We start from the raw sequence: 13111 nt of genomic DNA on the forward strand, positions 1-13111 counted from the left end.
CCTTCTCCTGCACCGACAGGCCGGCGCTGATCACCTCCGGCCTCGGCCGGCTCGGCCCGTCACCGACCATGCCCCGGGCAGCATCGCCCAGCCGGTCGAACAGACCCTTTCCGTCGTCCTGGGCGCTCGCGCTGCCCTCTGGTCTCTGGTCGGACAGGACAGTCGTCCCGCCCACGGTGGCGGCCAGGGCCACCACCAGGGCCGCGATCAGCGGCCCTCTCAGGTTCCTTCTCACCCGTCACCCTCCGTCAAGGGCTGATACGTCGGGTAGAAGCTAGGAGAACGACATACACGCGCAGCTATCGTCCGGCTATCGCGGCGCGATAGCGCGGGCGCGGACCGGGCGCCGCAACCGCATGGCGACGAAAACGGGGCCGCCCCGCTCGGGATGAGCGGGACGGCCCCGGGTGAGGATGGCGAGCGTCAGTAGCGGTTGAGGTTCGCGTACGGGCTGATCACGATGCGCGGCGACAGCGCCGGGTTGAGCCAGCGCAGGATTGCCACCAGGTTGGTGTGCGAGACGGCCACGCACCCGGCGGTGGCGTTGCCGCTGCTGGTGCTGAACTCGTGCAGGAAGATCCCGCTGCCCGCGTTCGGCACCGGCGTCGCCACGTTCGGCGCCATGTTGTACGTGATCACGGCGAAGTGCGTGTAAGCAGGCACCTCCTGCCACAGCGCCTCGCTGTATCCGCCGGGATTGGTGGTGCTGTGCTGGAAGGAGTTGTAGAGCGAGGACGTCGGGTTCTCGTTCCACCAGTCGCCGCTGACCAGCCGGTGGTAGGGGTACCGGACTCCGGGGTTGGCGGCGTTGCCGTACATGGTGGGCCCGATCGAGTAGACCCCGGTCGGCGTGGTGGGCACGCCCTCCGTGTGGTTGTCGCTGAATCCCTTCGACCCGATGCGAGCCGGCAACGGCGCAGAGACCGGCCACCAGCGGCCCCGCTCCTTCGCGTACGTCTCGAGGGTCGCGTAGTTGTTGGAGTAGCTGTCCCCGCCGACGATGATGACCTGTTGGGTCTGCGGCGGCAGGGTCTTCAGCTGCGCGGCCCTGTTGCCGGGCGTCACGTCTCCCCGCTTGATCGTCGGGGACGCCACGCCGGTCGCCGTCCACCAGGTGCTCTCCCGGGTCCCCGCGGCGGCTGCGGCTGTCGAACCGACGAGGGCTGGAGCCGCCACGCCAGCGGCGGCGCCGAGCACGAATGTTCTCCGCTTCATGCCGAACATACTGACATATGACGAATATTCGTGATGTCCCCTTGAGCCTGACTTCTGTCCGGCAGAGGCCCAGGACCGCCGCGCGGGTCAGAGCCGGGTCCGCAACTACCCGGCCCTGACCCAACCGTCCGATGTGGTAGCGGACATCGCCGTGGTGTGAAGGCGTGGACGTGGCACGTCGTCCACACCGGGCCACCCCGACGAGCCGGCCCGCATGCACTCAGCTCCATGTGCCCAGCACCGGACTTCGTACGCCCGCGGCTCACCCCGAAGGGCCGCGAACATCGGCTCAGGTTAGGCAGCTGCCGATGGCCGGACAAGGCACGCCGGAGCCATTGGTGGAGTGATTGATCTCAACGTCAAAAAGTGGCATGTCGACGTAACACGGCTGCCGCCGTCAGCGCTGTTCCGGTTCTAGGCGACCCGTCCGCTCCGATGCGGCTCGGTTGGCGGCGAGTGCGCCGAGCAGCGCCGCGAGCGCCACGAGGTGCAGTAGTCGCACACCGGTCGGCGCCGGTTCACGCGCGGCCGGAAACAGTGGCAGCAACGCCACCCCGACCACGGCGACGGTGGCGGCCACCCGTCGGAACACCACCGGTCGGGCGGGCGTCGCGCCGTAGGTGTCACGTCGGCCCGGCCGGTCCACGTTGGCGGGCCGACGCGCGAACCGGCGTGCCAGGATCACCACTGCCACCGCGCCGAGCAGGCTGCTGCTCAGGTCGGAGACCGTCCACCAGTGCAGCCCGGTGACCGCGTACCAGTCCACGCCGAGGGCGTGGAGCCAGCCGTCGGTGTGCGTGAGCCAGTCCCAGCCGAGGTGGCTCACGGCACCGAGCAGCGCCGAGCCGACGGTGATCCACCAGCGATGCCGCCGTACGCGCAGCTCGGCGGCCCAGCGGTATCCGGCCGGGAGGTACGGCGCGACGGTGGCCGCGCAGTGACGAACCAGCCAGGCGTAGCCGAGCGCCACCGGCAGGCACCACCAGAGCAGCGCGGCCACCGTGTGCGTGCCGGTGACCTGCACCCCGGTGCCCGTGGTCAGGTATGCCACGTCCGGCGCGACCGTACCGGTGGCCAGCGCGACACCGTCGAACCAGCGAGGTCGCCACAGCTTGAGCGGCAGCACCGGAGCCAGGTGCGAGGGGAATGACAGCGGCACCCACGGATCATCTCGCATCGATGCGGGAGCTGACACCCCCGGCGCGGGCCGAGCGCTGGGTCAGAAGTGCCGGAGCAGATCGGGGAAGGCGGCCAGGCGCAGGATGCCGCGGTCGGTCGGGTCCAACTCCTCGTCCTCCAGCACCCAGGTGTTCTCGTTCGGAATGAAGACCGCGTTCAGGCCGGCGGCCCGGGCCGGAAGGATGTCCGAGCGCGGCGAGTTGCCGATCATCCACGCGACGGCCGGGTCGAAGCCGTGCTCACCGGCCAGCCACCGGTACGTCTCGACGTCCTTCTCGCGCACGATGTGCGCGGCTCGGAAGTGGTGCAGCAGCCCGGACGCGTCGAGCTTGCGCTGCTGCTCCGCCCGGTCCCCCTTGGTCAGCAGCAGCAGCTCGTGCCGGCCGGCCAGCTCGTCGAGCGCCTCGGCCACCCCGGGCATCAGCTCGACCTTGTGCTCCACCAGCGCCGCGGCCAGCCGGTCGATCTCGCGTCGCTCGAGTTCCGTGGCCGGCCGCTCGCGCAGCCGTTCCAGGCACTCCGCCAGGCTGCGCAGGAAGACCTTGCTGCCGTAGCCGTGTGCCACCGTGTTGGCCCGCTCGATGTCGTCGAGGATGGCCCTGAGCTCGGCCCGGTTGAAGGTGGGGTGGTCGAGCCAGGCGAGGAAGTCGTCGATCACCCGCTCGAAGACGAGGTTGTTCTCCCAGAGCGTGTCGTCCGCGTCGAACACCAGCACCTGTGCCTGCCGGCGTACCGCCTGGTCCCCCGCCATGCCGTCCCCCTCATGATCGCCGTCCTGCCTCGGCGGACCTTAGGGCATGGTGTGCGGTGGGCCCAACGGATTTCCGTCCGCCGCCTGCCACGGCGGCGGCGGTGAACCGGCAGGACCGTGATCGGTGAAACCTATGGTCAGCGGCGCAGGGTCAGGATCAGGTCGGCGACCAGTGCCGTCCAACCCGTCTGATGCCACGCGCCGAGCCCCGCGCCGTTGTCGCCGTGGAAGTACTCCGGAAAGCAGAGCAGGTCCCGCCAGTCCGGATGGGTCTGGAAGAGCTGCGCCGCACCGTAGATCGGCCGGCGACCCCAGCTGTCCCGGGTGAAGAGCGAGATCAGCCGGGCGGAGAGGTCGTCGGCGATCTCGTTCAGCGTCCGCTTCACCCCGGACCGGGTCGGGTACTCGATCTGCAGGTCGTCGCCGTAGAAGGCCGCGTAGTCGCGCAGCGCGCTGACGAGCAGGAAGTTGGTCGGCATCCAGATCGGGCCGCGCCAGTTGGAGTTGCCGCCGAAGAGGCCGCTGGTGGACTCGGCCGGCTCGTAGCCGACCCGGAACTCCTGGCCGCCGAGGGCCACCGAGAAGGGCTCCGCCAGGTGCGCCCGGGAGAGCGTACGCAGGCCGTACTCGGAGAGGAACTCGTCGGTGTCCAGCATCCGGGCCAGCAGCCGGACGAGCTGCTCCGGGCCGACCATGGAGAGCAGTCGCTGCTGCCGCCCGTCCGGGCCCAGCCGGCGGGCACCGATCACACCTGCGTACTCCGGCCGGTGGACGAGCAGCCAGCGCAGCCGCGCGCCGAGCTCCGGCAGGCGGTGCAGCGTACGGGCGGTGAGCCGGGTGACGGCGGCCAGCGGAAGCAGCCCGACGACGGACCGGACCTTCAACGGCACCTTGGTGCCGTCGGCCAGCCTCAGCACGTCGTAGAAGAAGGCGTCCTCGTCGTCCCAGAGCCCCTGCTCGTACGCGGCGGCGGCGATGTAGGCGAAGTGCTCGAAGAACTTCGTGGCGGTGTCCACCCAGGTCCGGTCGTGCTCGGCGAGGATGATCGCGATGTCGAGCAGGTTGAGCGCGTACATCGCCATCCAGCCGGTGCCGTCGGACTGCTCGAGCACGCCGGCCACCGGCAGCGCGGCCGAGCGGTCGAACGGCCCGACGTTGTCCAGCCCGAGGAAACCACCCTCGAAGACGTTGTTGCCGCCCACGTCCTTGCGGTTGACCCACCAGGTGAAGTTCAGCAGCAGCTTGTGCATCACCCGGGCCAGGAACTCGTGGTCCCGGCTGCCGTCGATCTCGAACACCTTCAACGCGGCCCAGGCGTGCACCGGCGGGTTGACGTCGCCGAACGCCCACTCGTACGCCGGGATCTGCCCGTTCGGGTGCAGGTACCACTCCCGCAGCAGGAGCAGCAGCTGAGCCTTGGCGAAGCCCGGGTCGACCCGGGCGAGGCTGACGCAGTGGAAGGCCAGGTCCCACGCCGCGTACCAGGGGTACTCCCACGGATCCGGCATGGAGATCACGTCGAAGCTGGTCATGTGCCACCACTGGCTGTTACGCCCGTGCCGGCGTCCCGGCGGCGGCGCCGACGAGGCCGGGTCGCCCTCCAGCCACCGTTTGACGTCGAAGTGGTAGAACTGCTTGCCCCACAGCAGACCGGCGATGGCCTGCCGCGCCACCAGCGCCTCGTCGGGCGTCGCCGAGGCCGGGATCACCCCGGCGAAGAAGTGGTTCGCCTCGGCCCGCCGGGCCCAGACCACCGCGTCGAAGCCGGCGCCGAGGTCGGCCGCCGGCGGCGGGCCGGTGACCGGCGGCGGGGCGGTACGGGTGAGCCGCAGCCGGATCTGCCGCTGACCGCCGGCCGGCACGTCGAGCACGTAGTGCAGCGCCCCCTTGGTGCCCTCCCGAGCCGGGTTGACGGTGTCCGCCCCGTCGACCACGTGGTCGTTGATGCCGTCCTTCGGGTAGCGGGAGCGGCCCGGCAACCCCCAGAGCCGCTCGGCGTTGGTCTCGTTGTCGCAGAGCAGCGGGGTCGGCGCACCGTCGCCCTCAAGCAGCAGCTGGCCGAGCACCCAGTGCTCGCCGACCAGCCGTGCCCCCTCCCCCGTGAGCCTCGGCATCCGGTCGGCGCCGGGCAAGCCCCAGGCCCACGTGTTACGGAACCAGAGGGTGGGCAGCACGTGCAGGGTGGCGGCCCGGTCGCCCCGGTTGGCCACGGTCACCACGACGCACATGTCCGTCGGCGAGGCCTTGGCGTAGTCGACGGTCACCGCCCAGTACCGGTCGTCGTCGAAGATGCCGGTGTCGACCAGCTCGTACTCGGTGTCGTCCCGGCCGCGCAGCGCGTTGACCGCGACCAGCTCGTCGTACGGGAAGGCGGCCTGCGGGTAGTGGTAGCGCCACCGCATGTAGGAGTGCGTCGGCGTGGAGTCCTCGTACCACCAGTACTCCTTGACGTCCTCGCCGTGGTTGCCGCCGTCGCCGCCGAGGCCGAACATCCGCTCCTTCAGGATTGGATCCGCGCCGTTCCAGAGCGCGAGCGCGAAGCAGAACGTCTGCCGGTCGTCGCAGACGCCGGCCATGCCGTCCTCGTTCCACCGGTACGCTCGGGACCGCGCGTGGTCGTGCGGGAAGTAGTCCCAGGCCGTACCGTGCTCGCTGTAGTCCTCCCGCACCGTTCCCCAGGCCCGTTCGGACAGATAGGGACCCCATGCGCGCCAGTCCTGCTCGCCGGCGTCGGCTCTGGCGAGCCGGGTCCGCTCGGCGTCGGGGGCCGGCGCGTCGGAGGGTGAACGGTCAGAGATCACCTGCACATCTTCGACGCCTCCGGGGTAGTTGACCACAGGAGCCATTCTCGCGGTGGTGTGTGGCACGCCGCCGCCGGTGGAGGAAAGTTGATCGACATTCACTTCGGCCCCCAGGTCTGCACCGATCCGACCAGCGGGGCGACCCGGGAGTGGCTGGTGCCCGACGGCGTCGGCGGGTACGCCATGGGCACCGTCAGCGGTCTGCGTACCCGCCGCTACCACGGGCTGCTGGTGGTGGCCGGCGACCGGCCTGCGGCCCGGCGCGTGGGACTGGTCAGCCTCGACCCGGCGGTGCTGCTTCCCTCCGGCGCGCGGGTGCGTCTCGGTGCGCACGAGTGGGCCTCCGGTGCGGTGGACCCGCCGGGGTTCGAGCTGCTGGAGCACTTCGCGCTCGTCGACGGGGTGCCGCGGTGGCGGTGGCGGATCGGCGACGTGGTGATCGAACGCGAGCTGGCGATGCTGCCCGGCCGCTCGTGCGTGGCCGTGGTGCACCGGCTCGTGTCCGGCGGACCCGTACGACTCGAACTGGCCGCCGCCTGCACGTGGCGGGACGCGCACGGCGAGCGCCGGGCCGACGGTCCCGCCCCGCGGGTCGAGCCGGTGGCCGGCGGCGCGGTGGTGGAGGGCGCGTACCGGCTCGCCGGCCCGAACTGGGTGCCCGAGGGGCAGTGGTGGCTCGGTGTGCACCACCGGGAGGAGGCGGCGCGCGGGCTCTCCTCGACGGAGGACCTCTGGTACGCGGGCCGCTTCTCGGGCGCGCTGGACCGGCCCGGCGACACCGTGTCGGTGCTGGCCTGGGCCGCGCCGCTGGAGTTCGAGCCGATGCCGGCGACCGAGGTGATCGAGGTGGCACGCCGGCGCAACCGGCAGGTGGTGGCGCAGGCGAGGCCCGCCGACGACGTCGAGGCGACGCTCGCGCTGGCCGCCGACGCGTTCGTGGTGCGCACCGGCGAGTCGGCCGCCGACGTGGTGGCCGGTTACCCGTGGTTCGGCACCTGGTCGCGAGACACGATGATCTCGTACGAGGGGCTCTTCCTCCGTACCAACCGGGCGGATCTCGGCCGGGAGCTGCTGCGCTCGTACGCGGCGACGCTCTCGGAGGGGATGCTCGCGAACACCGCCGACACGGGTCGGGTGGAGCACAACACGGTCGACGCGACGCTGTGGTTCCTGCACGCGGTCAACCGGCACGTGACCGTCACCGGCGACACGGATCTCGCCGCCGAGCTGCTGCCCGCGCTGCGCGGGGTGGTCGACGCGCACCGGGCCGGCACCCGGTACGGCATCGCGGTCGACCCGGCCGACGGTCTGCTCACCCAGGGCACTCCGGAGACCGCGCTGACCTGGATGGACGCCCGCGTCTACGGGGTGCCGGTGACGCCCCGCACGGGCAAGCCGGTGGAGGTCAACGCACTCTGGGCCAACGGGCTGGCCGGGCTCGCCGAGTTGACCGAGTCGACCGGCGGGGACGCCGAGGAGCTGCGTCGGCTGCACGCGCAGGCGGTCGCCTCGTTCCGGAAGCGCTATCCCGCACCGGGGGGTTGGCTGCACGACGTGGTGGATGCGCCGGCACCGGCGTACCCGCTGGGTGGGGCGGCGTACCACGACGACGATTCGCTGCGCCCCAATCAACTGCTGGCCTGGTCCCTGCCGTACGCGCCGCTGGAGCCGGACGAGCCGACCCTGCGGCGGATCGCGGCGGCGCTGCTCACCCCGCTCGGTCCGCGCAGTCTGACCGCGGAAGCGCCCGAGTTCACCGGGCGGCACCGGGGCGGGCCGGCGGAACGGGACTGCGCCTACCACCAGGGCACCGTCTGGCCGTGGCTCCTCGGACCGTACGTGTCCGCCTGCCGGCGGGCGGGAATGCCGGTCGACGAGGTTTTCATGGGAATCGAATCCCATCTGAGCGAGTACGGCCTCGGCTCGGTCAGCGAGACGGCCGACGGTCTGCCGCCGCACGCCGCGACGGGCTGCCCGTTCCAGGCGTGGTCGGTGGCCGAGCTGCTGCGGGTGAGGCGACCGGGTCGCTAGCGCTTTACACGAGCGCAACGAGTGTGTCTCCGCTGGTTATCCCATTGCGGGCAGGATGGGAGCCGATCCCAGACGCGACGGCGGGCACCGGCGACGGTGCCGGTTCGCGCGTGCCCGGAGACAACTCAGAGGGGGCCGCATGTCAGCTGACGCCGAAGTGATCGACCTCCAGCAACCCGCCCGGCAGCAGAGAGTGCTCATGCTGTCCTGGGAGTATCCGCCGGTCCTCGTCGGTGGCCTCGGCCGGCACGTGCACGCACTCTCCGTCGCCCTCGCCGCCGCCGGCCACGACGTCACAGTCGTCACCCGCCACACCGACGGCGCCCCACTCGAGGAGTACTCCGACGGCGTCCGCGTCATCCGCGCACCCGAAGACCCCGTCACCTTCCCTCTGGCCACCAACAGCCTCCTGGCCTGGACCATGGCCTTCAACCACACCCTCACCCGCGCCGCCCTACGCGCCACCGAAGCCGGCGACTACGACGTCATCCACGCCCACGACTGGCTCGTCGCCCACACCGCGGTCACCCTCGCCGAACACCTGGACCTGCCCCTGGTCACGACCATCCACGCCACCGAGGCCGGCCGGCACCAGGGCTGGCTGCCCGAGGAGATGAACCGCACCATCCACGGCGTCGAACACTGGCTCAGCAACTCCTCCACGCGGGTGATCGCCTGCTCGGGCTACATGCGGGACCAGGTCACCACCCTCTTCGAGGTGTCCACCGGCCAGATCGACGTGGTGCCCAACGGGGTCGACGACCGCGCCTGGCGGGCCCGGCCGCGGGCGGTCGCCTCGGCCCGGGCCCGGTTCGCCGCGGATGGCCCCCTGGTCGGCTACGCGGGCCGGCTGGTCTACGAGAAGGGGGTGCAGCACCTTGTGCACGCCGTGCCGTACCTGCGGGCGCGGCACCCCGGACTGCGGGTGGTGATCGCCGGCGACGGGCCGTACCGGAACGAACTGGAGGAGGAGGCCCGGCAGCTCGCGCTCGGGTCGACCGTCCGGTTCACCGGTTTCCTGGACACCACCCAGCTACCCGCGATGCTGGGAGCGACCGACGCGACAGTCGTGCCCAGCCTCTACGAGCCGTTCGGCATGGTGGCCCTCGAGGCGGCGGCCGCCGGAGCGCCGCTCGCGGTCGCGGCCACCGGCGGGCTCGCCGAGATCGTCGAGCCGGACGTCACCGGGGTGACCTTCCCGCACAGCGACCCGGACGCCCTCGCCGGCGCGGTCGACCGGCTCCTCGGCGACGAGGTCTTCGCCCGTCGGGTCGCGCGGCAGGCCCGCAGCATGGTCGGCCGTCGCTACAGCTGGGCCGCCATCGCCGCGCGCACCGCGAGCAGCTACACCGTCGCGCGCCGCGAGCACGAGCCGCTCCAGACCCGTCGCTTCGCCACCCGGGTCGGCAGCCCACGGCCGCGCATCACCATCCCCGAGGGAAACCTGCTCACCGCGGGCGGCACGGCCTGCTGACGGCAGCGTACGGTCGCGCGTCCGCCACGCTGACCGCCCTGGCGGGCTCAGGAGAACCGCCGTCGGTGGCTATGGTGTAACCGGGGGTGACCGAGGGAGACGCGAGCGTGCGCCAGCTGCTGATCGCGGGCCGGTACCGGCTGGTCGACCTGGTCGGCACCGGCGGGATGGGCCGGGTCTGGCGGGCCCGCGACGAGATGCTGCACCGCGACGTGGCGGTCAAGGAGATCGTGCCGCCGGCCTGGCTGGCCGAGGCCGAGCGTGAGGACCTGCGCCGACGTACGCTGCGCGAGGCCCGTACCGCCGCTCGGCTCAACCACCCGAACGTGGTCCGGATCTACGACGTCGTACATGACCGGGAGAGCCCCTGGATCGTGATGGAGTACGTCAGCTCGCGTTCGGTGGAGCAGATGATCGCCAGCGACGGTCCACTCAGTCCGGCGAGGACGGCCCGGATCGGGCTCGCCGTGCTGGCCGCGCTGCGCGCCGCACACTCCGCGGGGGTGCTGCACCGCGATGTCAAGCCGCACAACGTGCTGGTCGCCGCGGACGGTCGGGTGGTGCTGACCGACTTCGGCCTGGCCACGTTCACCGGCGGGGACGCGGCCATGACCGGCCCCGGCATGATCCTCGGCTCGCCGCACTTCGTGGCGCCCGAACGCGCTCGTGACGGGGTGTCCGACCCGCGCACCGACCTCTGGTCGCTCGGCGCCACGCTCTACGCGGCGGTGGAGGGCCAGCCGCCGTACGCGCGGGACAGCGCGATGGCGACACTGTCCGCGCTGGCCACCGAGCCGCCGGACCCGATGCGCCGGGCCGGTCCGCTGCGCCCGGTCCTCACCGGCCTGCTCCAGCGTGACCCGTGGCGACGGCTGACCGCTGCCGAGGCTGAGCCGCTGCTGCGCGCCGCCGCGACCGCCCCACCGCCGGCCGTCGACGCGCGGCGACCGCCAGGACCCGGCGGGACGTCGACGGAGACGGACCCGGCGCCACCGGGTTCGGCGGACGTGCACGCGCCGCCCTCGCCGCCACCGGCCCGGCTCGAACCGCTGGTCGGCGCCGGACGCGGACGACGTGTCGCACTCGGCTCTGCGATGGCGGTGCTCGTGCTGCTGTCCACGGTCGGTGTCGGCCTGGCGCTGGCCGACCGGAGGGAGCGGCAGGCCGAGCCGTCGGGCGGCGGAGCGGCTGCCAGCCCCACCGCCCCGGCAGCCCCCTTCGCCTGCGCCGATGCCTCACCGCCGGCGGCCCGCCCCGTACCGTCGGTGCCGCCGCCGTCCGGCGCCCGCTTCCGCCTCGTGCCCGGCTGGACGTGGCACACCGACCCGGCCGGGTTCCGGATCGCCGCACCCGTCGACTGGCTCCTCTGGACCGAGGACACGGTCACCTGCTTCCGAGAGCCCGGCGGCGCGCGGGTGCTCAGCGTCGAGGCGAGCGCGGCTCGGGCCGACCCGACGCTCTGGTGGCAGGCGGAGGAGCGGCGGCTCACCGGCGACGGTTCCCTCCCGGGCTACCACCGGGTCGACATCTCCGCCATGGACATCTTCGATGGCGGGGCGGTCTGGGAATGCGGCTGGCTCAACGCGGCCGGCGAGCGGATGCACACCGCGCGGCTGCTGGCCAACACCTCGGCCGACCGCGCGTACACCGTCTCATGGTTGACAAAAGAGTTCGACTGGCAGGTCAACGCGACATACTTCGCAATGATCCGGCAGAGCTTCACCCCGACCACGTAAGCCCCTCCCTTGTGGACGAACGGGGGGCTGCCGCGCCGCTCGAGCCGTTGACTAAAGTGATCTCGCTCTGGCGCTCAACAACCCTGGGGAGGGTGAGCCGACATGATGGGTCCCTCGCACGCGCTGTCCGGCGCGACGGTGTGGCTGGCCGGATCCTGGGCGCTGGACCAGTTCGCCGACTACCACCAGTCGCCGCTCGCACTCGCCGTCGGCACCGCCGTCTGCGCGGGCGGAGCGCTCTTCCCGGACCTCGACCTCTCCGGCAAGGTGACCACCAACCAGGGTGGCGCCACCGTGGCCCGCACCTTCGGCGTGGTCAGCCTCTTCTTCGCCGAGGTGGTGGAGAAGATCTCGCTCGGCGTCTACTACGCGACGAAACTCAGCAGGGATCCGAAGCGCAGCAACGGCCACCGGACGCTGACCCACACCTTGCCGTTCACGGTGCTGATCGGCTGGGGCACCACGGCGCTCTGCGCGGCGTACGGCAAGTGGGCCGTCATCGGGGTGCTGTTCTTCACCATCGGTCTGGCCCTGCGCGGCCTGTTCGACAAGTGGGCGGAACGGGCCGGCTGGGTGATCGTCACCCTCGTGTCGCTGGCTGCGGCCTGGTTCACCTACGCCAACCTGCCGGGTGGCCGGGGCTACCCGTTGATCGGCACGGCCCTGGGCGTGGGCTGTCTCGTGCACATCCTCGGCGACATGATCACCCGCGCCGGCGTACCCATCCTCTGGCCGATCCCGATCAAGCGTCGGATGTGGACGATGATCGGACTGCCCAACAAGATCGCGCTGCGCACCGGCAGCAAGGGCGAGACAGTGGTGCTGCGGGCGGTGATGACCGTCGTGGCGCTGCTCGCCGCGACCGGACTGGTGGCCCGCCCGGTGCTGCAGCGGTTCGACATCGAGATCTGATCGGCCCCGCACAATCAACCCTCTGACGTCAGGTCCGCGCCCGGCGGCCGGGCCGGCTCCGAATGGCGGAGCCCGGCCCGGCGACCACGTCGCGGCCGCCCCGGCGGAGATCGTCACCGACGACGAGGGCGTTCCCGCGTTCTGGCGTGCGCTGGGCCTGCCCGGCCTCGCCGACGTACACGTGCACTTCCTGCCGCCGCGGCTGCTGCGCCGGGTGTGGGCGTACTTCGACGCGGCCGGACCGCTGGTCGGCACCGAGTGGCCGATCCGCTACCGCTGGAGCGACGCCGAGCGGGTCGCGCACCTGCGCCGGCTCGGGGTGCGGGCGTTCAGCGCGCTGGCGTACGCGCACCGGCCCGGGATGGCTGCCGACCTGAACCGGTGGACCCTCGACTTCGCCCGGACCACCCCCGGCTGCCTGCCCTCGGCCACCTTCTTCCCGGAGCCGGACGCCCTCCGCTACGTCGGGGAGGCGTTGGCAGCCGGCGCGCGGGTGTTCAAGGTGCACGTACAGGTCGGGGGGTTCGCGCCGGCCGATCCGGCGCTCGACAGCGTCTGGGGACTGCTCGCCGAGGCCGGCGTACCCGTGGTGGTGCACGTCGGGCACGCCCCGGTGGGTACCGCACACACCGGCCCGGAGCCGTTCGCCGCCCTGCTCGCGCGACACCCGATGCTGACCGCCGTGGTGGCCCATCTGGGCGCGCCCGACTACCGCGCCTTCCTCGACCTGGCCACCAGGTACGAACGGGTCCGGCTGGACACCACGATGGTGTTCACCTCGTTCTTCGACCGGTTCGTGCCGTTCCCGGCCGAGGAGCTGCCCCGGCTCCGTGAGCTGGGGCTCGGCGGAAAGGTGCTGCTCGGCAGCGACTTCCCGAACATCCCGTACCCGTACGCCGAGCAGCTGGCCGGGCTGGCCCAGCTCGACCTCGGCGACGACTGGCTGCGCGCCGTCTGCTGGGGCAACGCCGCAACTCTCTTCGGCCTGGACTGAGCCGCCGCCCGCCCCGGT

At 72.0% G+C, this 13111-nt stretch carries 10 protein-coding genes; 5 read left to right on the forward strand and 5 right to left on the reverse strand.

All coding sequences use genetic code 11. The annotated features are described in order from the left end of the window. From BXA10_RS03320 to BXA10_RS03340, 5 genes are all read right to left on the reverse strand, one after another. Positions 1-235, reverse strand: a 235-nt coding sequence (locus BXA10_RS03320) for a hypothetical protein (RefSeq protein ID WP_139337875.1), incomplete at its 3' end; no start/stop codon positions are given. A 188-nt stretch (positions 236-423) separates the two neighbouring features. Further along, positions 424-1215, reverse strand: coding sequence for a L,D-transpeptidase family protein (locus BXA10_RS03325; protein WP_175649096.1), 792 nt, complete (start codon positions 1213-1215; stop codon positions 424-426). Between the two features lie 397 nt (positions 1216-1612). Then, positions 1613-2374: a DUF4184 family protein gene (locus BXA10_RS03330; protein WP_076467434.1), complete on the reverse strand. Its 762-nt coding sequence runs from the start codon at positions 2372-2374 to the stop codon at positions 1613-1615. Between the two features lie 60 nt (positions 2375-2434). Next, a complete protein-coding gene (locus BXA10_RS03335; protein WP_076467436.1) occupies positions 2435-3145 on the reverse strand; it encodes an HAD family hydrolase in 711 nt (236 codons plus the stop codon). A gap of 137 nt (positions 3146-3282) precedes the next feature. Beyond that, positions 3283-5991, reverse strand: coding sequence for an MGH1-like glycoside hydrolase domain-containing protein (locus tag BXA10_RS03340; protein ID WP_076468205.1), 2709 nt, complete (start codon positions 5989-5991; stop codon positions 3283-3285). A 42-nt stretch (positions 5992-6033) separates the two neighbouring features. Between BXA10_RS03340 and BXA10_RS03345 the strand changes: the two genes are divergently transcribed. The 5 genes from BXA10_RS03345 to BXA10_RS03365 all read left to right on the forward strand — a co-directional run bounded on the left by BXA10_RS03345 (position 6034) and on the right by BXA10_RS03365 (position 13093). Continuing rightward, entirely contained in the window at positions 6034-7977 is a 1944-nt protein-coding gene (locus BXA10_RS03345) for an amylo-alpha-1,6-glucosidase (protein WP_076468207.1), read from the forward strand. A 139-nt stretch (positions 7978-8116) separates the two neighbouring features. Beyond that, positions 8117-9451 carry a glycosyltransferase family 4 protein gene (locus BXA10_RS03350; protein WP_076467438.1) on the forward strand — a complete coding sequence of 445 codons (1335 nt, stop codon included), beginning with the start codon at positions 8117-8119 and terminating at the stop codon, positions 9449-9451. A gap of 167 nt (positions 9452-9618) precedes the next feature. Beyond that, positions 9619-11187 carry a serine/threonine-protein kinase gene (locus BXA10_RS03355; protein WP_245828138.1) on the forward strand — a complete coding sequence of 523 codons (1569 nt, stop codon included), beginning with the start codon at positions 9619-9621 and terminating at the stop codon, positions 11185-11187. A 102-nt stretch (positions 11188-11289) separates the two neighbouring features. After that, entirely contained in the window at positions 11290-12099 is an 810-nt protein-coding gene (locus tag BXA10_RS03360) for a metal-dependent hydrolase (RefSeq protein WP_076467440.1), read from the forward strand. A gap of 109 nt (positions 12100-12208) precedes the next feature. Beyond that, the gene (locus tag BXA10_RS03365) at positions 12209-13093 is read left to right on the forward strand and encodes an amidohydrolase family protein (RefSeq protein WP_076467442.1); all 885 of its coding nucleotides are present in this window, start codon (positions 12209-12211) and stop codon (positions 13091-13093) included. The last annotated feature ends 18 nt before the right edge of the window (positions 13094-13111 follow it).

The organism is Micromonospora avicenniae (genome assembly GCF_900156065.1).
Taxonomy (GTDB): domain Bacteria; phylum Actinomycetota; class Actinomycetes; order Mycobacteriales; family Micromonosporaceae; genus Micromonospora; species Micromonospora avicenniae.

What these genes read in the sequence shown, in the direction of transcription:
- BXA10_RS03355 (WP_245828138.1), top strand. Translation starts at nt 9,619, where the DNA reads ATGGGCCGGGTCTGGCGGGCCCGCGACGAGATGCTGCACCGCGACGTG.
- BXA10_RS03335 (WP_076467436.1), bottom strand. Translation starts at nt 3,145, where the DNA reads ATGGCGGGGGACCAGGCGGTACGCCGGCAGGCACAGGTGCTGGTGTTC.
- BXA10_RS03340 (WP_076468205.1), bottom strand. Translation starts at nt 5,991, where the DNA reads ATGGCTCCTGTGGTCAACTACCCCGGAGGCGTCGAAGATGTGCAGGTG.
- BXA10_RS03325 (WP_175649096.1), bottom strand. Translation starts at nt 1,215, where the DNA reads ATGAAGCGGAGAACATTCGTGCTCGGCGCCGCCGCTGGCGTGGCGGCT.
- BXA10_RS03350 (WP_076467438.1), top strand. Translation starts at nt 8,117, where the DNA reads ATGTCAGCTGACGCCGAAGTGATCGACCTCCAGCAACCCGCCCGGCAG.
- BXA10_RS03360 (WP_076467440.1), top strand. Translation starts at nt 11,290, where the DNA reads ATGATGGGTCCCTCGCACGCGCTGTCCGGCGCGACGGTGTGGCTGGCC.